Below are 21,287 nucleotides of genomic sequence, written 5' to 3'. Positions count from 1 at the left end.
GGTCTAACGGGATGTATATTATTAACCTTAAAGTGTGTGAGAAAAAGATATGACAGAATTAAACCAGAAAATCAATAACGCGAAAGTGGGCCAGATTATCCCGCTTGTAAGGGAGATTGACGTTTCCGAGCCGGTTGATTTTTTCGCAAAGCTGAGCGATTACGGCCGAAAACAGCATTGCTGCCTTCTTGAGTCCAGGGACCACCTTGCCGGCAAAAACGAGGGAGAACTGACTTTCGGCACGGCCAGGCCGGCCTTGTATCTCGCCGGCAAAGGCGCCGATTTCCAAATTGTTGCGCTGAGTCCTGTGGGCAAAAGAATGATAAAATATTTCGCGACTGTCGCAAGAGACAGATTCGATTTCTGCAAAGAAATAAAATTCGAAAAAGACCGCATTACCGGCCGTCTCAATCCCGACCACGACATCATCGACGAACAAGCCAGATTAAAAGCGGTGAATCAGATGGACGTTATCAGGGCGGTTAATTTCGCTTTCGAACTTTCAGGACAGCCGTTTCGTGTTACCTGTGGAATGCTCGGCGCTTTGAGTTACGACTTCATCGACCAGTTCGAAAAACTGCCCGCGAATAAAAATGTCCTGCTCGACGTGCCGGATTACGAACTTTATTTTGCCGATAATATTTTCCTGATGGACCACAAAACCGGCAGAGCCTACATAGTCGTAAATGTCGTGATGACCAGCGACGACAAAAATGAAATTATGGCAGATGCCGAAAACTGCTTCGATTATTACTTTAAGACGTTGAAAACCGAAATGCCAATGCCCAAAAGATACCTCGGCCCCCTGCCCCAAACCGGCACGGATACCGAACAGGCGGAATACGAACAGATGGTTCAGACCGCCAAGAAACACATCACCGACGGCGATATATTTCAGGTTGTTCTCAGCAGGACGATTACGGAGCCTTGCCCCGATGAGCCGCTCGACGTTTATAAAAAACTCCGGCAGCTCAACCCGTCGCCCTATATGTTTTACATCAATACGCCAAATACAGTTCTGACAGGCGCAAGCCCGGAGCTTAATCTGCGCGTCAGCGGAACGAAAAACCGTCAGGTCGAAATCCGCCCGATTGCCGGAACAAAACCGCGAGGCAAAGTTAACGGCAAAATCGACCCAGATACCGATTTCAGATACGAAGCGGAACTGAAACTCGACCGCAAGGAACTTGCAGAGCATATGATGCTCGTTGACCTCGCAAGAAACGATATCGCAAGAGTGACCCAAAAAGGTTCGCGAATAGTAAACGAACTTTTGATTGCCGAAAAATACGAATCGGTAATGCACCTTGTAAGCAATGTGAAAGGAACACTGGCAAGCGAACTCGACGCCTTAAGCGCATATCTTGCGACGATGAATATGGGAACGCTGACAGGCGCCCCAAAAATAGAAGCGATGAAAATCATCCGCCAGCTCGAAAAAAACAAACGCGGCTATTACGGCGGTGCGGTAATGTATTTAACCGTTGACGGACAGTTCGATAGCTGTATAACTATACGTTCGCTGCAGGTAAAGGACCATATTGCTTATGTTCGCGCAGGAGCGGGTATAGTCCATGACAGCGTGCCGAAAACAGAATTTGAGGAAACAGGCCACAAGGCGAATTCCTGCCTGCGGGCGGTGAGAGGAATATGAAAATGAATGATACAAGCCAAAATCCGAAAGTCCTGTTCATCGACAACTTCGATTCGTTTACATATAACCTTGTCGATGACTTCTGCAAAAGAAACTGCGTCGCGAAAGTTTATCGCGCCGATACGCCGCTGGAAACTCTTAAACAAATCGCCGGTGAATTTGAGCCTGATTTACTGATAATCTCTCCCGGCCCCGGTACGCCGGCAAAAGCAGGCGTTACGATTGAGGCGATAGGCTATTTTAAAGATATACTTCCGATATTCGGAGTGTGCCTCGGTCATCAGGCTATTGTCGAATACTTCGGCGGCACGGTCAGCCACGCGCCGAAGGTAATGCACGGCAAGGCTTCGAGAGTTACCCATAACGGCAAAGGAATTTTCGAAGGCCTCGAAAATCCGCTCCAGGCCGGCAGGTATCATAGTCTCTGCGCCGTCAGGGTGCCGGACTGCCTGGCGGTAACCGCCGAGTATGAAGGTATCGTAATGGGAGTACAGCATAAGCAAAAACCGATTTTCGGCGTGCAGTTTCATCCGGAAAGTATCCTTACTCCGACAGGCGGAAAAATTATACAGAACCTTTTAACAATAGCATTAAAGAACAGGAGAGTATCACTATGACGAAAATTACACAATATCTCGAAATCCTTCTCGAAGGCGGCAACCTGAAATACGAACAGGCAAAAGACCTGCTGGATACTATATTCAAAGGCGAAGTTGCCGAGGTTCAGATTGCCGCGTTTTTAGCGGCGATGAGAATGAAAAAAGCGATGCCGAGCGAATTCGCCGGCCTTGCTCAGTCGCTCAGAGACCACGCCGTAAAAGTAACCACGAAAATTCCTTATATGATAGATACCTGTGGCACAGGTGGAGCGCCGCTGAAAACGTTCAATGTCTCGACCGCATCGGCATTGGTCGCCGCCGGTGCGGGCGCTTATGTCGCAAAGCACGGCAACCGCGGCATCACAAGCAAATGCGGCTCAGCGGATGTGCTCGAAGCGATGAGCGTTAAAGTCGACTGCGGCCCGGATATTGTCGCCGAGTGCATCGAAAACGCGCACATCGGATTTATGTTCGCCCCGATGTATCATCCCGCGATGAAATTCGTTCAGCCCATCAGGAAGAGTCTCGATTTCCGTACAGCGTTTAACATTTTGGGCCCGCTTGCCAACCCGGCCGGTGCGCAGGGACAGGTAATGGGCGTGCCCCAGGAATCTCTGCTCGACAGAATCGCCGAGACTTTTGAAATTCTCGGCCTCAAACGCGTGATGATTGTCCACGGCAGCGGTCTTGACGAAATAAGCATCACGTCCGTTACGAAAGTTGTCGAACTAAAAGACAAAAAAAAGATTGCTTATGAAATCAATCCGAAAGATTTTCCAATTTCATCACCGAAGATGGCCGAGCTTGTCGGCAGCAATGCGGAATACAATGCGGGACTTATAAAAGATATTCTGCACGGCAAAAATAAAGGCCCTGCCCGCGATATGGTGCTCCTGAATGCAGCGGCAGCGATAATGGTCGCCAACCTCGCCGATGATATGCACAGCGGTTTTGAAAAAGCCGCCGAATCCATAAATACCGGCGCCGCGGCACAGTGTCTCGAAAAACTGGTTAAAATTTCCAACGAGAAAAAATAATTATGGCTTTATCAAAAGTTAAAATATGCGGAATAACAAATGCCGAAGATGCCATCAAGGCGGTGCAGCTCGGCGCCGATATGCTCGGCTTCAATTTCCATTCTCCGAGCCCAAGATACATCTCGCCGCAGGAAGCTGAAAAAATCATTGTGAAACTCCCTGCTTTTGTTGACATCGTCGGCCTGTTCGTAAACGCCGACACCGACACCATTCGCAAAATCGCCGGCGATTTAATGCTCAACTGGGTGCAGCTTCACGGCGATGAAAGCCCGGGATTCTGCATATCGCTCAATAATATGCCCGCGCAGATTATAAAGGCCGTAAGAATTCAAACGAATAAAGATATCGAATACGCGAAAAATTTTTCAGTCGATGCACTCCTGCTCGACGCTTACCATCCGGTACTTTACGGCGGAACAGGAGAAAGATTCGACTGGAACTCTCTGCCTGAACTTACGGGACATATATTCGGCAGAACCTTTCTCGCGGGCGGAATAAAACCAGAAAACGTAATCGAGGCCCTCGGCCATGGCTTTTACGGAATCGATGTCTGCAGCGGAATCGAAAGTTCGCCCGGCAAAAAGGACCATAAAAAAATGACTGAACTTTTCAATAATATAGGAAACGTTGTATCTGGTAAAGGTGCGCAATGAGAAAGATTCAAATTTATATCTCTGTGTTCTCTGTGAGCTCTGTGGCTAAAAATAAAATCAACTCTGTGGCAAAGGTGTAGGATGAAACAAAAAGGACGATTCGGACAATTCGGCGGTTTTTACGTACCGGAAGTTTTGATACCGGCTCTGGAGGAAATGGAAAAAGCCTTCTATAAATTTTACAAAGACGCGAAATTCACCGCCGAGCTTGACGTGCTTTACAAAGATTACGCCGGCAGGCCGACGCCTTTGTATTACGCCACGCGATTCAGCGAACTTGTGGGATTTAAAGTTTACATCAAACGCGAAGACCTGCTTCACGGCGGAGCGCACAAGGTCAACAACTGTCTCGGCCAGGGTCTTCTTGCGAAATATATGGGCAAAACAAAACTTATCGCCGAAACCGGCGCCGGCCAGCACGGCCTTGCGACTTCCATGATTGGCGCACTGTTCGGAATGCAGACAAAAATTTTTATGGGCACAGTCGATGTTGAGCGCCAGAGCGTAAACGTTCACAAAATGAGACTTTGCGGCGCAGAAGTCATTCCCGTCAAAGGCGGAACGGAAACATTAAAAGACGCTATCAACGAAGCGCTTCGCTACTGGACGGCCAATGTCACTGATACATTTTATCTTTTCGGCACCGTCTGCGGCCCACATCCGTACCCGACTATCGTAAAATATTTCCAGTCCTGCATCGGAATAGAGGCCCGCGAGCAGTGTCTCGAAAAAATCGGCAAATTACCTGATATAGTTACCGCCTGTGTCGGCGGCGGAAGCAACGCGATTGGAATCTTCAGCGCATTTGTCGATGATAAAGATGTTAAACTTGTCGGCGTGGAACCTGCGGGCAAAGGAATCGAAACAGGAAAACACGCCGCCCCGCTTGCCGCAGGCAGCGTCGGTATTCTGCACGGAACGAAAATGTATCTTATGCAGAATAAGGAAGGCCAGATTCTCGATACCGAATCGATTTCCGCCGGCCTTGATTATCCCGGCGTCGGCCCCGAACATTGCCTGCTGAAAGATACCGGCCGGGCCAGATATGTCGCCGTAAAGGATAACGATGTGCTCGACATTTTCGACATCTTTACAAAATGCGAAGGTATTTTACCTGCACTCGAAAGCGCGCATTCTCTGGCGTGGGTGTACAGCCAGAAAGGCAAATTGCCTGCCGATACGACTGTCGTCGTTAATCTTTCCGGCCGCGGCGATAAAGACGTTGATATAGTTGAAAGAAACAGATTGAAATAATATCTCTGTGTTCTCTGTGAGCTCTGTGGCTTAAAATAAAAAACCATATTTTTCTCTGTGGCTAAAGGATTTTTATGAAGACATATAAACAAACTTTCACGGAACTCAAACGTGCGGCACTGATTCCATTTTTCGTAATCGGCGACCCGGATTTTGATACCAGTCTGCAAATCGTTAAAGCCGCCATTGACGCCGGCGCAGATATTCTTGAACTTGGTATCGCTTTTTCGGACCCGATTGCCGACGGCCCGACAATCCAGAAAGCCGACATCCGTGCGCTGGGCGCCGGCATAACAGTTGAAAAAGCAAAGGACTTTATCGCGAAGGTAAAAGCCTATAAAGATATTCCAATCGGCCTTTTGATGTACTACAATTTAATTTTCCAGTACGGTACGGAAAAGTTTTTCGCCGATTTCGCAAAGGCCGGCACAAACAGCGTCCTTATCGCCGATTTGAGTATTGACGATGTCGACGAAATTTACGCTCCTGCCCGAAAAGCAGGTCTTGATACGGTTTTTATGGTAACGCCTAACACTGAAACCGACCGCGCCAAAAAAATCGCCGAAAAATGCACCGGCTTTATTTACACCGTTTCGCTTTTGGGCGTAACCGGCGGACGTGATACCTTATCGGATATGATTAAGCCTCTGATAAGCAGGTTAAAATCCATTACGGATGTTCCCGTTTGCGTAGGGTTTGGCGTAAGCACGCCGCAGCACGCTGTTGAATTGGCGAAAGCCGGCGCCGACGGCGTCATCATCGGCTCAAGAATCGTAAAAATTATCGAGGAAAACTTAAACGATAAAAAATCTATCGCTGTGAAGGTAAAAACATTTCTGGCGCAGGTTAAAGAGGCGATTGAAAAAGTTTGAGCCGTTATGAAAGATGCTGCTCGACAAAGCTCGTATCGACTTTGTTCTGCAGGTACAGATTATGCGAGAGGATTTTTAAGCAGGCCGGGATTGTGGTCTTAATTGGCCCGATTCTGAATTCGCCCAAAGCGCGTTTCATCGTTATTATCGCTTCTTCCCTTGTCGGCCGATGAACAATCAGTTTTGCGACCATTGAATCGTAATGAGGTGAAACCATCGCGCCCTGAAAAAGATGTGTATCGACCCTTACACCCATTCCGCCGGGCAGAATGAATTTATCGACTCTTCCCGGACATGGCGAAAAATTGCGGTCCGGATCTTCGGCGTTAATACGGCATTCTATTGCGACGCCGCGGTGTTCGATATCCTTCTGGCGAAGATTAATATTCTGGCCGCCGGCGACTTTAAGCTGCATCTTTATCAGGTCTATTCCCGTAACCATTTCCGTAACCGGATGTTCGACCTGGATTCTCGTATTGACTTCGATAAAGTAAAATCTTTTGTCGCGGTCGAGCAGAAACTCGACAGTAGCCGCATTTTCATAACGCGCCTCTTTTATCACTTTAAGAGCCGACTTGCATAATTCTTCACGGGTGCGTTCGTCAAGCACCGGGCAAGGCGATTCTTCAATCAATTTCTGATGTCTTCGCTGGATGGAACAATCGCGTTCGAAGAAATGCAGTGTATTGCCGGCCTTATCGGCCATAATCTGCACCTCGACATGCCGCGGTTCGACGACATATTTTTCCAGATAGACAGTCCCGTTCTTGAATGCCGCCTCAGCTTCGGTCTTTGCCGTAGCGAAAGCGTTTCGCAGGCTTATATCGTTATGGGCGACTCTCATTCCTCTTCCGCCGCCGCCCGCCGCCGCCTTTACGATGACGGGATAACCTATTTTATTTGCGAGTTTGATTGCTTCGTTTTCGTTTTTTATCTCGCCGTCCGAGCCGGGCACAACAGGAACGTGCGCTTTTTTCGCAAGGTCTCTGGCCGCGACTTTATCGCCGAGCATTTGCATCGACTCAGGCCTGGGCCCTATAAAAGTTATGCCGCAGTCGGCACATATCTGGGCAAAGTGCGCGTTCTCCGCGAGAAAGCCGTAGCCGGGATGAATAGCCTCGACATCGGCAACCTCGGCAGCGCTCATTATCGCCGGAATATTAAGATAGCTTTGGGCCGGACTCGCAGGACCGATACAGATTGCCTGGTCGGCAAGCTCGAGGTATGAAGCGCCCCTGTCCGCCTCGGAATAGACAACCACCGCTTCGATGCCGAGTTCGCGACAGGCACGAATTATTCTTAATGCTATTTCGCCTCTATTGGCTATTAGGATTCTTGAAAACATGAATTTCCCTGAAGAAAATCAGCACCGGTTAATCCGGCCTGACCTTGAAAATTACCTGGCCGAATTCGACTACCTGACCGTTGGCTATCATAACCTTTTCGATTGTGCCGGTGGTTTCAGCCTTTATTTCGTTCATTACTTTCATCGCCTCGATGATGCATACCACCGTATCAGGCGTTACATGGTCGCCGACTTTCACGTAAGGCGCCGAATCCGGACTTGGCGCGGCATAAAAGGTGCCGATTATTGGCGATTTAATATCAACGAGTTTATCGTCAGCGGCCGGCACAGCCGAACCTGCGGCAGACGCCGCGGCAGGTGCCATAATATGCATCGGAGCCATAGCCTGCATCGGTTGCGAATGGCCGGGACGTTTGAGGTGTATTTTGCTGTCGCCGTCGACAATCTCAACCTCCACAAGGTCGTTTTCTATCATAAGATCAACGAGTTCCTTGACTTTCTTCAAATCGTTCTTTTTTTCGTCGCCCATTATCGAGTCCTTTAGAAGGGTTTAATTCCAGCCAAGTATAGTAAAAACGGGTATTTTTGCAAATGAAAATTAAAACAGTCAGGATTTGAACTTTTCCGGTATATGTGTATAATCGGAAAATTACAATTAACAGGAAGATAATGTCAGAGAAGAAATTAACTGAAATTTTAAGCAAACAAATCGTCTTTGCCGACGGTGCGATGGGCACAATGCTCTATTCCAAAGGGGTATTTATAAATACCTGCTTCGAAGAGCTTAACATTACAAATCCCAAACTAATCGGCCAAATTCACGATTCGTATATCTCAGCGGGCAGCGACTTTATAGAAACAAACTCTTACGGCGCAAACGAATTCAGGCTCGCAAGGTTCGGCCTTGCTGAAAAAACCGCTCAGATTAATACCGCTGCCGTAAAAATCGCAAAACAATCCGCCGCTAACAGAGCCCGGAGCGTAAGCGATGGGAAAACAATTCTTGTCGCAGGTTCCATCGGCCCGCTCGGTTTCGATATCGCCCAGGGCAGCCTGATAAGTGAAAAAGAAATAATCGACGCCTTCACAAACCAGATTAGCGCTCTGGCCCGGGCCGGCGCGGATTTCCTGCTCTTCGAAACTTTTACCAATCTGAAAGAATTACTAATCGCGATAAATTGCGCGGTAAAAACGTGCGGCCTTGAGATTGTCGCGCAAATGGCGATAAACGAAAACAACGAAACGCTCTACGGCGACAAAATTGATTTGGCCTTTGCCAAACTCGCCGAGTTCCCGCAGGTTGCCGCCGTGGGATTGAATTGTTCCATCGGCCCCGCCGCGATGCTCGAAAGCCTCGAGCTTATAAAAAAAATAACGACAAAACCGATATCCCTCCAGCCCAACGCCGGCCTGCCGCATAATATCGACGGCAGAACCGTTTATATGTGCACGCCGGAATATATGGCAGAATACGCCAAACGTTTTTACGAAAAAGGCGCCAAAATCCTCGGCGGCTGCTGCGGAACAACACCGGAGCATATAAAGCAAATGGTTAAAACCGTCAGGCCGCTCCACAAAGCCGATTCGAGCTTCGCAGTGATTGAGATAAAGCCGCAGCCCAAACAGGCCGTCAGGCAAAAGCCAGTCGAACTGAAAAATAAATCGAAACTCGGCGCAAAATTGTCAACCAGAGAAAAAATTTATACCGTAGAAATTTCGCCTCCGAAAGGAATCGACGTTTCAGGCCTTATCGAAAAAGTAAAACTTTGCGAAAAATACGGAATTGACGCCGTCAATATTCCCGACGGCCCGCGCGCAAGCTCGCGTCTTAGCGCAATGATAACAGCGATAAAAATAAATCAGCTCTGCAATATCGAAACGTTGCTGCATTTCTGCTGCCGTGACAGGAACATAATCGCGATGCAGTCCGACCTGCTCGGCATACAGGCGATTGATTTGAAAAATGTCCTGATAATCACCGGCGACCCGCCAAAGCTGGGCGACTATCCCGATGCGACAGCGGTCTTCGACCTCGATTCGATTACCCTGACTAAAGTCGTAAGCAATCTCAATTGCGGCATCGATATCGCCGGCAACGCCCTGCCCGTTCCGACATCGCTCGTTGTCGGAGTTGGCGCAAACCCCGTCGCTTCAGATTTGGAAAGAGAAATCGGCCGGTACAAAAAGAAAGTCGAGGCCGGCGCAGAATTTGCGATAACCCAGCCGGTCTTCGATGAAAAAAGTTTATTCAAATTTCTCGAACTGACAAAAGACTGTAAAATTCCCGTAATCGCGGGCATATGGCCCTTTACAAATTATAAAAACGCCGAATTTATGGCCAATGAGGTCCCCGGCGTTGTCGTGCCCGCTGAAATTTTGAAGCGTATGAGCAAAACCAAAGACGGCCGCGACGGCCGAAAAGAAGGCGTCCGAATTGCTATGGAATTGATGGATAAAATAAGCGATGTAGTCGGCGGCTTTGCGATAAGCGCGCCGTTCGGAAACGTTAATATGGCTCTTGCCGCCGCCGGAAAAATCGATATCGAAAAAATTTAGCGGTTAGCCCCGCCATTACTATGGCGGGGTTCAGAGCCGCGAATGTAAATGAGCGGTTATTTAAATGAACGAAAATAATAATCAACTAAAAGTCACATTGCTTGCGATTACGCCAGACGCCGAAAAACTCATCGAAGAGGCAGGCAGAACGTGCTATCTGAGTTTCGATAAAATCGGCGCAAATTCCGCAAGCGATTTCATACAGAGACTAATAAAAATGGGACACGATTCTCCTCTTGAGCACGCCTGCGCGACATTTCGAATCGAAAACTGTTCCCGCGCGATGACGCACCAGCTCGTCCGTCATAGATTGATGAGCGTTTCTCAGCAGTCGCAACGATATGTCGATGAGGAAAATTTTCATTTTGTAATTCCTGAGACTTTGCCGAAAGAGCACATCGAAGAATTTCAGAACGATATGGAAACAATCAGGCTGATGTACAAAAAATGGCGGGATAAAGGCCTGAAACGGGAGGATGCCCGGTTTGTCCTGCCCAACGCCTGTACGAGCGAGATTGTGGTAACGGCAAATCTAAGGGAATGGCGGCACATTATAAAAATCCGCACGAGCCCAAAGGCACAATGGGAAATCAGAATCGTCTGTACTGAAATATTCAAAATCCTGAAAAAACACGCCCCCGATTGTTTCAGCGATATCAAAATCGGAAAAGAACATTCCGACGATGCACAATAATTTTGTTTAGCCCCCGGACCTGTGCCGGGAGGTAGTTTTGTCATTGCGAGGACGCCTAAGGTGGACGAAGCAATCTCAATTCCCCGAATTATTAGAGATACCTTTAAATCAAAAAAATCAGCGTAACTTGTGGTATAGCTATCTGTGATTAAAAAATTCGTGTTCCTATTTTCCAGAACTAAACTGATAATTCTTCTCGAAAACTTCCTCGAAATCATAAACATTATCGAATTCCTCAATCGTATCTTCCGGCCGTGCGTGCATCCATTTATTTTCGACCATCAGGTAAACGATATTGCCGAAATCTCTCGTGGATTTTATACCGAGCTGATTCAGCGTAACCTTTGCCATCCTGCCCCATTTATTAGTGGCAAATTCGGCAAGGCCCTCGCACAGTTGTTTGCCTGTTACATGATGCGTACCGGATTCTTCTATATCAAGGCTGTGAAATTTTTTCACGGTAAATCCCAGCCCTTCGTTAACGAACTGAAACGCCCGCAGCGAATATCTCCCGTCAAGCCTCGCAATTTCCTGTATACTCTTTTTCATTATATTTTTTATCTCTGTATTCTCTGTCTGCCCGTCCGTAGCCTTGGCGAAGGCGGGTGCCCTCTGTGGTGAAAATTAAAACAACTCCCCTTAGGGGTTCCGCAAATCTTCAATCTTCATTCTTCAATTTTCAATCAATGTATTCTCTGTCCAGGCTTCGCTCCCGAATCTATTCCGAGCATAAATATTTCTTTTCCGCCCGGCCCTGCCGCGAGAATCATTCCTTCCGATACTCCAAACTTCATCTTTCGAGGCTGCAGATTCGCACAGCAGATAACTAATCTGCCGACAAGCTGCTCCGGCTGATATGCCTTTGCAATCCCTGCGAAAACATTCTTCGTTATCCCGCCTATATCCAGCTCAAGGCGCAGCAGTTTATCTGCGCCTTCGACCTTTTCGGCCTTTACGACTTTTGCCACCCGCAGGTCTACCTTCTTGAAATCGTCAATCGTACATTCCGCCTCCATTGGCTCATCGAGTGTAACTGCCGGTTTTTGTTCTGCCGACCCGTCCGCCATAGCTTTAGCGTCGGCGGATTCATTTTTACTTTCTTCTAACATAGCTTGTACCTTATCCTTATCAACTCTTTCTGCAAGTCTTATATATTCGTTTACCTTTTTATTTTCCAGTAACGTTTCGACATCAGCGAACGACAATGCCCCAACGCCGAGTATTTTTTCAATCTTTTCGACAAACACCGGCAGTACCGGCTTTAGATATATCGCAAGAATCTTAACTGCATTTAAAATAACCGTGAGTATCGTGCGTGTTTTTTCCGCGTCTGTTTTTATCATCGCCCACGGCTGGCTTTGCTCGACGTATTTATTCGCGATATCCGCAAGGGCCGAAATCTGTCGTATAACCGATGCGTAATCGAGATTTTCATAATCGTTTATTATCTGCTGTTTTGCCGCGGCAATCTGATTAATCAATTCCTTGCCCGCTGCATCAATCGTTCCGAGCATTCCGCCCAGTTTGCCTGTCAGCATCGGCACCGACCTGCTCGCAAGGTTCGCAAGTTTGCCGACGAGGTCTGAATTTACCTTCGCGACAAAATCTTCGAGGTTCAAATCGATATCGTCGACGCCTTCGGTCAATTTGCTCGCGTAATAATACCGCAGAAATTCCGCGTCAAGGTGTTTTGCGTAAGTCGCGGCTTTGATAAACGTCCCCTTAGATTTGCTCATCTTTACGCCGTTGACAGTAAGGAATCCGTGCACGAAAAGTCTCTTTGCGACTTTGTATCCGCTTCCCATCAGCATTGCAGGCCAGAACAAAGCGTGGAAATACATAATGTCCTTGCCGATGAAGTGATAGAGTTCGTATTCGCCGCCGTTCCAGACCTTATCGAAGTCCAGCCCGTTTTTATCGCAGTAATTTTTGCAGCTCGCCATATAACCGATTGGCGCATCGAGCCAGACGTAGAAGAATTTATTTTCTTCGCCGGGTATTTTGAACCCGAAGTATGGCCCGTCTCTCGATATATCCCAGTCTTTCAGCCCCGCGTCGAACCACTCGTTGAGTTTATTCGCTACGCTTTTGCCCGTATATCCCGATGCCATCAAATCTTTAAGTTTTTGCTGATAGTCGGCCAGCCTGAAAAAGTAATGAATGCTTTTTTTGATTACCGGCTTTGTCCCGCAGTTCGAGCATACCGGATTTATTAAATCTGTCGGCTGGTATGTCGCCCCGCAGGTATCGCACGAATCGCCGTACTGATTTTCAGCTTTGCATTTCGGACAAATCCCGCGAATGAATCTGTCGGGCAGAAACATCTTGCATTGTTCGCAGAAGGCCTGTTCGATTTCGCCTTTTACAATCGAGCCTTTTTCCTTAAGGTGATTGAAAATCAGCGAGCTTAATTCCTTATTTTCATCCGAATGTGTGGAATAATAATTATCGAATTTTATATGAAACTTTGCGAAATCTTTCGTATGTTCGCCGTAAACTCTTTTTATTAATTGCTCCGGCTCGATTCCTTCCGCCCGCGCGCTTATCATTATCGGCGTGCCGTGCGTATCGTCGGCGCAAAAATACAGGCATTGATTGCCGTTTGCCTTTTGGAATCGCACCCATATATCTGTTTGCAGATATTCTACGAGATGTCCTATATGAATTGGGCCGTTTGCGTACGGAAGTGCGGAGGTAACAATAATCTTTCTGCTCATCTATTGCTCCGGTTGTGCGTCGGGGTTATCGTCCCGTATTGGTTCTTCGTCGATATCTTTATCGGCATCCTGCTTCGGGTCCGATTTTTCGTCATAATCATCGAAATCGGCTTCGTCGCGGCTGCCCGAATCTGCCGGCCTTGGCGGCCCAAGAACTTCTACTTCTTCTACCGGCACGGCAAATACCTTTCCGTCGTCGGTTCTTATACAGACAAGCTGTGTAAGGATTTGTGCATCGACTACGGTACCTTCGCCCTGGGATGTTTTTACTCGCGTTCGTTTTCTTGGCAGTCGCTTGACGAGATCTCTATATGTGTGGTCTTCATATCGAAGGCAGCATTTCAGTCGTCCGCAGTATCCGCTTATCTTTGCCGGGTCCAGCGTCGCCTTCTGCAGCTTCGCCATCTTCATATTCACCGGCTTCAAAATCTTCAAAAACCTTTGACAGCAACAATGCTGCCCACATACTTCGATGTCGGCGGCAATTTTGGCGGCGTCGCGGGAGCCGACCTGCCGCATTTCAATGCGGGTCTGAAACTCCTTGGCCAGTCTCTTGACAAGCTCACGAAAATCAATCCGAGTCTCAGATGTGAAATAAAAGATTATCCGCTCGCCGCCGAAAATGTGTTCGATGTCGACAAGCTTCATCGGTAAATTCAATTCGTTTATAACCTGCTTGCACTTGGCAAGCTCTTCCTTTGCGCCGATATTGATATGATGCTCTTCGCTGAGGTCCTGCTCAGTAGCATAACGGACAAACCTGCCGCCGACCGTTACCGGACATTCAGCCGGCCCCACTTCGTAATAATCGATAACGGATTCCTCGCTCTTTTTAAAAGCACCGGCCTTATAGCAGAACTTCCCGACCACCTCGCCGATTTCAAGACCTCGCTCGGTCTTTATCATTACCTTGCTCTGGGCCTTGGGTATATTTTTTTCATCGTGCGCAAACCAGCCGGTAAGGCTGGTTTTTCCGTAGCGGACAAGCATTTTCTTTTCCGCCGGATGATGGCTCGGCTTGGATTTTATATCATCGGTATTATCGTTCATATTTACCTAAAAAGGATAAAATCATTAAATATATATTTATCAAACCTTTATTATACCAGAATCGACGCAACTCAGCAACAAATGCTCAAAAACAAGCTTTTCATTGACCGATGCGTCAATAAACCGAATAGCTTCGTAACAGCAGTCAATTCTCTCGGCACAGCCTTCCTGTCCGAACCTGTCAACAAGAAGCTTTACCTGGCCGGGCTGGTCGAAATTCGTCATTTTCTCCGCAGGGGCAAATGAAATCTTCATCGCATCGACAAAAGCAGAAATAAGCACTGAAATAAACAGTTTTTTCGCCTGCCTGCTCAAATCGGATTTACTCGTATCGGCCCTGAGCTTCTGCCACGATGCCGCCAGGTCCGAAGCGGTCGAATTTATCCATTGCGCAAAATCCACACAATCGGCAGTCTGAAATTTGGAGAATCGATTAAGAAATTCTTTTTTAATCCCGTAAAACGATGGCTCAAACTTTGTGAAAAGCTCAGACTGGCCCAGACTCCCGCCGGTCAGTCTTGCCCAGAATTTAGATTCTTGCCCGCCTGAAAGTTTTTCAATTATCTTTTCTTCGTCCAAAGGACCGAAATGAACAACCTGACACCGCGATTTCGTAGTCGGCAAAAGATTATCAAGTTTTGTGCACAGCAATATGATAAAACTCTTATCCGGCGGCTCCTCGAGAGTCTTCAAAAGTAAATTCTGACTCTCGGGATTCAATTTCTCGGCCTCGCTCACGACAAAAACCTTTGACGCTGAAAGCGTCGGCTTTAACTGAACCTTTTCGACAAGAAAATCACGAATAACATCTACCGGCAGGTCTATCGCCTGTCTTTTTCTTTTATTAGCGTCCTTATTGAGCTTAATCAGTTCTTTGTAAACGTGATGAAAATCTGGATGAGAATCCGAATCTATAGCGACGCACGAAAGGCATTTGCCGCAGGCCTGGTTTTTTACAGGCGATTTGCAAAGCAGAAGTTTCGACCATGCGAAAGCGGTCGTATATTTACCGACCCCGTCAATGCCCTCGAATATATATGCGTGCGGAATTCTGCCCGTGTCAAACGCGCGAGTCAGTGTATTAACAGCATTATCCTGGCAGAATATATCGGATAAGTTCATTAGTTCTTTAAATTTAATTTACTTTGCAAGTTATCATCCTGCCATTTACTTTGGCATTTTTATGTTCTTATATTAAAAATCAAAGTGCAAAAATCAAAATGACATATAAAAATTCAAAATTATTTTCTGCCTTTGAGCGTTAATATACTGGATGCGAAAATTTTACTTATTTCATTTAATTCACTCAGAAACCACTCAACATCTTTGGAATCAGCTCTTTTGCTGTCGCGCAGAAGAGCCAGCCAAAGTTTACTTTCATTAGCTGATTTTAACGATATATTAAAATAGTTAATAAAATCTTTTTTACTGCTGGCCGCCTGACCCTCAATATAATTTCCAATGATACTTGTGCCGCTTCGAAGCAACTGGTCGCCCAAGCGTCTTGACACGTTATCGGAAGGCAAATGGTCAAGAAACTCAATCAGACGAAGCGCAAACTTATAAAGCCTGCTTTTAAACTCCGTTTTAAATTTTGATTTGTCATTTTGCATTTTAATTTTTGATATTTAATTTATTTACTTAAAAAACGACTGTATAATCTGGATTACTTTCTTATGCACCGCTTTTATATCGTCCCTCGCGTCAATTACGACGATGTCATCGCGGCACTCGGCAAGCTCGATAAATCCTGCCCTGACTTTTTTATGATAAACCGCCGCCTTTTGCTCCATCCTGTCAAGGCCGCGATTCATTCTGACCCTCGAGGTTTTAAGGTCAACATCGAGAATAATCGTCAAATCCGGCCAAACTCTTTCGAGCGAATGCTCTGCGATATCGAGAACCTTAGCGATTCCCAGCCCGCCGGCAAAACCCTGATACGCGCAGGTACTCGACAGCCAGCGGTCAAGCACTACGCAATTTTTCTTCTTCAGCGCAGGCGCGATACATTCATCCCAGAGCTGCGCACGGCTGGCCATATAAAGCAATAGTTCCGCCCTGTCGCCGATATGATTTTTCGGGTCGAGCAGAATTTTTCGGATTTTTTCGCCGGTGGGCGTTGAGCCGGGGTCGCGGAAACAGGAAACCTTCAGCTTTTGTTTTTTCAGAAATTCGGCAAGAAGCTTAACCTGTGAGCTTTTTCCGCAGCCGTCAGGGCCATCGAGAACGATAAAACGCGATTTCAAATTCTTAATCATAATCGGATTAGAATACAGCAATTACGGCCAATTAGCAAGAGACTGTCGTTAGTAGTTAAAAAGATCGCTTAGCGTGTAGTTCTTTTTGGCGGCAAGGTTTAGGGCGGTTAGAACCTTGTACCTGCTCTTGTCGGTAAGTTTTCTGCCTTTGCAGGCTCTGGCAACCATTTTATGCGTAAGCTGCTGCGTCGAAGCCGCGACAAGGTCGTGCGGTTTTAATTTGTGCCTGGCCATAAGGTCGGCAATCGGCTGCGGGCCGAGATTTCTTTCTGTTCCATCGTTTGTCATAATTCTCCGGCAGTTTACCTGATTGATATTGATTGTCAAATGTTTGCACACTGTTAGCCCCGGCCGCTCGAGGCCGGGTTTTGAATTATCCGTTTCCACAACGCCGCTCGAGGCGGGGTATCAACTCAAATTTGAACGAATAAAGTCCCAATGCTGTTGAGGCATCCCGGCAGAAACAGGATTTGAATTGATGTATTTTATTGCAGATTGTAATGTTTCCTCGGTTATATATAAATACTTTCCAGTATCCTTCTGTCCATGGGGTATCCTTGAGATTTAGATTTTTCGTGGCAGTACTTTTTAGCTGATTGACAATAAATCCTATCTTATATTTTGTGCTTAGAACAAGTATATGAATATGGTCATTCATTATTGCGCAGGCCGGCACTATTAAATTGTATCCTTTAATTGTTTTGGAAAATGAATTGGCAATTACTTGTCTTGCGTTCTCATCTATGAAGTAGGATTTACGTTTTATTTGTCCTGATGCTTCCGTCCAGAAATTTCTTAGGTCTCCTTTATTTGGTAAATCTTCTTGCCTGCCGTATTTTATTGGTGCGACTATTGCCAGTTTTTGATTGTATATTTGTTTTGAAAACGAACCTCTTGGATCATTTGGCAGCCATGTGCCGTAAGTTGTAAAAACAATATGATAGGCGATTATCATTATGTTTCCTTTTTTTTAGCCCCGGCCGCTCGAGGCCGGGTTTTTAAAATTATCCGTTTCCATAATGCCGGGCGTTAACCTTATAAATTTGTCGCTAATTGCCCCAAAAACAAGAAAAAAATGAAAATTTTGTTGTTTAATCAAAATTAATGGTTAACTGCCTAAAAACCCCGCCTCGAGCGGCGGGGGCTAATGTGTCATCCGGTCCCCTGTTCTTTTTATATTTTTTCAAATCCTCTTCCAATAGAAAACTCCTGAACGGCTCAAATTTAAAACATGGAAAATTCAGCGGTGCGTATTCTTCTTCTCCTTCCTGTAATATGAATTTATCGCGTGCAAATGCCGCAAGTATCCGGTTATGCGGATTATCCGGCAGATGAAAGAACAGCAGTTTTCCGTCTTTGGCATGAAATTGTGAGTAGCAGTAAGTACGTTCTCTCCAGTGTCTAAGGTAAACGCCGAAAAATCCTGTCTTGCTTTTAACTCTTCTGTTTAGATTATTTTGCCTTGAATTTACGATGCGTAGATTTTTCCTGCGATTGTCGAGCGGGTCGCCGTTTATATGGTCAACAATCTCGCCTTTTTCGGCGTTCATTACAAATCGGGATAATTGAAGATGCCTGCAGGGCTTGGTTCCGATGATAAGTACCGGATAGCCTGCGCTGGAAATGGTTAGTACTTTGATATCGCCGTTATATTTTTTCCTGGGCTCTTCATGGCCGGGATTTCTGATTTTGTAATAGATGTCGGGGTCAACTTTTACAATTCTGCCGCGAATCTTGAACATCAGGTAATCGATACCGCTTAGTTTTGACATAATAAACTCCTGATAGCCACCAAGGCACTAAGACGCTAATTTTTGATATATATAAGTCCCTCCGTATTACATAAAAACTTGCGCGCTTTTGACGAACTTTTCGCAAAATTTTTTTGACCTGAATTTATAAGTGCTTATTTAATTTGAAGTTAAAAATTTTGAAAAAATCTTATTTTTCACATTTGCGCAAGTTTTTTTATGCGCGTTTTTGACTATTCGGACAAGACAGGTGGAGTTTTTTAACAGGATTTTCCCTTTACTTTTTAAGGCCGTAACACCCACCTATTTTTCCCTTTCAATTTTTCAATTTTTACTGTAAACTGCCCGCCATTAAACCGTTATCAAAATCAGGGTAGAAGATGAAGACAAAAATCACAAGCTTACTTTTGCTGTTCTGCATCGCCTCGATGGCGCCGGCTATGAGTAATCAGCCGGTGCAGACTATGTCAAGGCCGCAGGACGACACAAACGGCCCGATGGTCATCCTGAAATGCGAAAAAGACGGTGCCCTGGTAAATTCCACGCCCGACTTTATGTACTTTGTCCCGCTGATATCGCCGACACTGGTCAGCATCGAGGTCAGTGAAGACAACAAGCAGACTTCCGGCCTGATTTGCTGCGACAGGAAATCCGATTCGAAATATTTTTACGTCCGCGGCGAATTCGAGATGCGCGGAAGCGGCTCCTACAAAAACGTATTCGACCCGGCCGGTATGATTGCAAGAAATACCAACGGCCTGGCGAAAGATGCGCCTCTTAAAAATATTCTCGGCTATATCAAATTCGAGGGCGAAGGTTTCGGCTGGATAGAAATTACGGGAAAAATCGAAAACGGAAAAGCGACCGCGACAGAAGTGAAAGTTCATTTCAACGACAAAGGCTGCACCAGCCCCGTTACAGTCGGCCTGTACAGCGTCAAATGTGTAAACGGACAGTACAAATACGAAAACTGTTACAATGAAATAGTCGCCCGCGTCGATACTCTTACATTTGGCCCGAGCGTGGACAATCCGAGAATGGATATCGCGATATCGTCGCTCTATTCCGCCGATGCCGATGCAAACGGACTCTGGGGAAGCATAAAAGCGACAGTCGCCAATTTCTTTATAAATCCTCTTGAGATTGACAAATTGGGCAACGATACGATGCTCGATTTCGGCAGTTCTCTATTCAGGGAAGCAGAAACCTTTACGTTCCCAAAGGCCAAAAATCTAAAGCCGGAGGCAAACACTCAGGATTAACCGTATCGGGACGATTCACGAGATTTATCCGCCAAAGGCGGACTCCTCAATTAAAAATTAAGAATTAAAAATTCAAAATTCGCTTTGTGTCTTTGTGCCTTAGCGGCTAAAATACCTGCCTATGGAACTATCCTGGTTAATGAGAATTAGAATCATCGCGGCATTTGCAATCGGCGTTGTACTGCTCGGCCTTTTGCCTGCCTCTCGAATCAGTCCCCCTGCCGCCGGCGTTTTCGCGATTCTAAACGGAGCTGTCAGCGCACAGGATTTACTGATTTTTGCTTTCCTTTCACTTGCCGCCGGTTTCATCGCTTCGGCACTTTGCACGCCTTACGGCGCACAGATAGGAATCCTTGCCGCCCCTGCCGGTATGGCGTATTGGGGATTGAAAAGCGCTGCGATGTCAACGCTCTTTCAGGCCGCCCCTGCCGTACAGGACAGGTTAACGGCATATTCGGCGCTTCGGTTCGAGGCGTTCGTCTGGCTGGTAATGGCGGGCTGTTGTTTAGCCGGTGCTTTGGCCGCCGATAAGCTGCTCAGGAGAAAGCCTGTTGAGCTGCCGGACAAATATGATGCTCATTTCAAGATGCCGCCGGCGCTGGCGATTTTAATTGCGGTTGTTGGTACGGTCATTGTCGGGAATTTGCTTATCAATATTTTTGCCGGCGATATAAGTTATCCCGATTCCAAATTGGGACGGGTAGCGGGCCAGCCGGCGAATCTTCAGATAGCCTTTGGTGTTACGATTGCCTTTATGTCTTGCGGGTTTTTAGCCAAACTCTTTATGGGCGCATCGTTTTTATGGTCTGGGGCGGCCTCGGCAGTGTTAAGTTTTGTTTCTACAGTTATTTACAGTCAAAAATCTGCTATGGAATATCTTGTTAATACCTTCCCGGCGGTCTTTTTTATCAAGCCGGTGGCTTCGGTTTTGCCGATTCAAATGGTCGCCTTTGGTTGTATTGGGGCTGTTTGGGGGTATTGGCTGGCTGTCAGGTATCGCATTTGGCGGCTTTACGAGAGCTGAGTTATAGGTCCTAACGCATTTATCACGCATAAGCCTTTCATTTCAAACCACTTATATTCATATCTAAACTTTAAAAAAAAGATAAAAAATTAGTATTTACCCTTGTCTTAATTGCCGAAATGATACAGAGGACAGCATTTTGGATAATGAGCTGTTGGATAATGGATCTTTTAGAACAAAAAATATCAGGTTTATCCGTCCCGGGAGTTAAACAGAGGCTCGGGATTTTTCGTAGTATATAAGACAGGAATACATCCTGGAACCGCAGAAAGGAGTGCCGGGAAATGTTGGTACTTAGCAGACAGAGAAATGAGTCGATAATGATTGGCGACGATGTGGAGATCGTCATCGTTGACGTACGGGGCGACAAGGTTCGACTTGGCATCACCGCGCCCAAGACAATATCCGTTCACAGAAAAGAAGTATATGTGGCTATTCAGGAAGAAAAAGCAGGTCAAAAACCTGTGAAAAATCATCCTGAGCCGTCACCAAGCTAAAATCCCCTACAAGGACCTGGGAACGAACAGCAAAAGAAAAGGCCGTGGTAAAACGGCCTTTTTTGTTTTTATGCCCTATTAGAAATACCCGATAGAACCGGAA

General features: G+C 46.4%; 22 protein-coding genes. 11 read left to right on the top strand and 11 right to left on the bottom strand.

Annotated elements, in window-relative coordinates:
- The first annotated feature begins 49 nt into the window (after positions 1–49).
- The 6 genes from WC496_10865 (at position 50) to trpA (ending at position 6,069) form a co-directional block, all read left to right on the top strand.
- Positions 50–1,654: an anthranilate synthase component 1 gene (locus WC496_10865; protein MFA5293522.1), complete on the top strand. Its 1,605-nt coding sequence runs from the start codon at positions 50–52 to the stop codon at positions 1,652–1,654.
- Positions 1,655–1,656: 2 nt separating this feature from the next.
- Positions 1,657–2,271, top strand: coding sequence for an aminodeoxychorismate/anthranilate synthase component II (locus WC496_10860; protein ID MFA5293521.1), 615 nt, complete (start codon positions 1,657–1,659; stop codon positions 2,269–2,271).
- A complete protein-coding gene (gene trpD, locus WC496_10855; protein ID MFA5293520.1) occupies positions 2,268–3,290 on the top strand; it encodes an anthranilate phosphoribosyltransferase in 1,023 nt (340 codons plus the stop codon). The genes WC496_10860 and trpD overlap by 4 nt, the downstream gene beginning before the upstream one ends.
- Before the next feature lie 2 nt (positions 3,291–3,292).
- A complete protein-coding gene (locus WC496_10850; protein ID MFA5293519.1) occupies positions 3,293–3,943 on the top strand; it encodes a phosphoribosylanthranilate isomerase in 651 nt (216 codons plus the stop codon).
- A gap of 81 nt (positions 3,944–4,024) precedes the next feature.
- Positions 4,025–5,197, top strand: coding sequence for a tryptophan synthase subunit beta (trpB, locus tag WC496_10845; protein MFA5293518.1), 1,173 nt, complete (start codon positions 4,025–4,027; stop codon positions 5,195–5,197).
- 74 nt (positions 5,198–5,271) lie between these two features.
- The gene (gene trpA / locus WC496_10840; protein MFA5293517.1) at positions 5,272–6,069 is read left to right on the top strand and encodes a tryptophan synthase subunit alpha; all 798 of its coding nucleotides are present in this window, start codon (positions 5,272–5,274) and stop codon (positions 6,067–6,069) included.
- Positions 6,070–6,073: 4 nt separating this feature from the next.
- Here trpA and accC read toward each other — a convergent pair whose 3' ends face one another.
- Positions 6,074–7,414 (bottom strand): acetyl-CoA carboxylase biotin carboxylase subunit, encoded by a 1,341-nt coding sequence (gene accC / locus WC496_10835; protein MFA5293516.1) that lies wholly within the window; start codon positions 7,412–7,414, stop codon positions 6,074–6,076.
- A 28-nt stretch (positions 7,415–7,442) separates the two neighbouring features.
- Positions 7,443–7,904 (bottom strand): acetyl-CoA carboxylase biotin carboxyl carrier protein, encoded by a 462-nt coding sequence (gene accB, locus WC496_10830; GenBank protein MFA5293515.1) that lies wholly within the window; start codon positions 7,902–7,904, stop codon positions 7,443–7,445.
- Positions 7,905–8,044: 140 nt separating this feature from the next.
- Here accB and WC496_10825 point away from each other — a divergent pair, with 140 nt between their 5' ends.
- Entirely contained in the window at positions 8,045–9,931 is a 1,887-nt protein-coding gene (locus WC496_10825; GenBank protein ID MFA5293514.1) for a bifunctional homocysteine S-methyltransferase/methylenetetrahydrofolate reductase, read from the top strand.
- Positions 9,932–9,995: 64 nt separating this feature from the next.
- Positions 9,996–10,625 (top strand): FAD-dependent thymidylate synthase, encoded by a 630-nt coding sequence (gene thyX / locus WC496_10820; GenBank protein MFA5293513.1) that lies wholly within the window; start codon positions 9,996–9,998, stop codon positions 10,623–10,625.
- 165 nt (positions 10,626–10,790) lie between these two features.
- Here thyX and WC496_10815 read toward each other — a convergent pair whose 3' ends face one another.
- The 9 genes from WC496_10815 to WC496_10775 all read right to left on the bottom strand — a co-directional run bounded on the left by WC496_10815 (position 10,791) and on the right by WC496_10775 (position 18,422).
- Positions 10,791–11,174, bottom strand: coding sequence for a Minf_1886 family protein (locus tag WC496_10815; protein ID MFA5293512.1), 384 nt, complete (start codon positions 11,172–11,174; stop codon positions 10,791–10,793).
- Positions 11,175–11,308: 134 nt separating this feature from the next.
- Positions 11,309–13,342: a methionine--tRNA ligase gene (gene metG / locus WC496_10810; GenBank protein MFA5293511.1), complete on the bottom strand. Its 2,034-nt coding sequence runs from the start codon at positions 13,340–13,342 to the stop codon at positions 11,309–11,311.
- The gene (gene ricT / locus WC496_10805) at positions 13,343–14,392 is read right to left on the bottom strand and encodes a regulatory iron-sulfur-containing complex subunit RicT (protein ID MFA5293510.1); all 1,050 of its coding nucleotides are present in this window, start codon (positions 14,390–14,392) and stop codon (positions 13,343–13,345) included.
- Between the two features lie 39 nt (positions 14,393–14,431).
- On the bottom strand, positions 14,432–15,514 hold the full coding sequence (locus tag WC496_10800; protein MFA5293509.1) for a DNA polymerase III subunit: 1,083 nt from the start codon (positions 15,512–15,514) through the stop codon (positions 14,432–14,434).
- Positions 15,515–15,633: 119 nt separating this feature from the next.
- Entirely contained in the window at positions 15,634–16,005 is a 372-nt protein-coding gene (locus WC496_10795; GenBank protein MFA5293508.1) for a four helix bundle protein, read from the bottom strand.
- Between the two features lie 24 nt (positions 16,006–16,029).
- Positions 16,030–16,650: a dTMP kinase gene (gene tmk / locus WC496_10790; GenBank protein MFA5293507.1), complete on the bottom strand. Its 621-nt coding sequence runs from the start codon at positions 16,648–16,650 to the stop codon at positions 16,030–16,032.
- Between the two features lie 48 nt (positions 16,651–16,698).
- Positions 16,699–16,989, bottom strand: coding sequence for a hypothetical protein (locus WC496_10785; GenBank protein MFA5293506.1), 291 nt, complete (start codon positions 16,987–16,989; stop codon positions 16,699–16,701).
- Positions 16,990–17,023: 34 nt separating this feature from the next.
- A complete protein-coding gene (locus WC496_10780) occupies positions 17,024–17,605 on the bottom strand; it encodes a transposase (GenBank protein MFA5293505.1) in 582 nt (193 codons plus the stop codon).
- A gap of 136 nt (positions 17,606–17,741) precedes the next feature.
- Positions 17,742–18,422 (bottom strand): HNH endonuclease, encoded by a 681-nt coding sequence (locus WC496_10775; protein MFA5293504.1) that lies wholly within the window; start codon positions 18,420–18,422, stop codon positions 17,742–17,744.
- Between the two features lie 359 nt (positions 18,423–18,781).
- Here WC496_10775 and WC496_10770 point away from each other — a divergent pair, with 359 nt between their 5' ends.
- The 3 genes from WC496_10770 (at position 18,782) to csrA (ending at position 21,184) form a co-directional block, all read left to right on the top strand.
- Entirely contained in the window at positions 18,782–19,663 is an 882-nt protein-coding gene (locus tag WC496_10770) for a hypothetical protein (GenBank protein MFA5293503.1), read from the top strand.
- A 139-nt stretch (positions 19,664–19,802) separates the two neighbouring features.
- Complete coding sequence (locus WC496_10765; protein ID MFA5293502.1) at positions 19,803–20,687, top strand: hypothetical protein; 885 nt, start codon at positions 19,803–19,805, stop codon at positions 20,685–20,687.
- 284 nt (positions 20,688–20,971) lie between these two features.
- On the top strand, positions 20,972–21,184 hold the full coding sequence (gene csrA / locus WC496_10760) for a carbon storage regulator CsrA (protein MFA5293501.1): 213 nt from the start codon (positions 20,972–20,974) through the stop codon (positions 21,182–21,184).
- Positions 21,185–21,287: the final 103 nt, after the last annotated feature.

It is taken from the genome of Phycisphaerae bacterium (assembly GCA_041652575.1).
Classification (GTDB): Bacteria; Planctomycetota; Phycisphaerae; order Sedimentisphaerales; family UBA12454; genus UBA12454.
The sequence above is the reverse complement of the archived record's forward strand: the minus strand, read 5'-3'. Positions and strand labels throughout refer to the sequence as shown.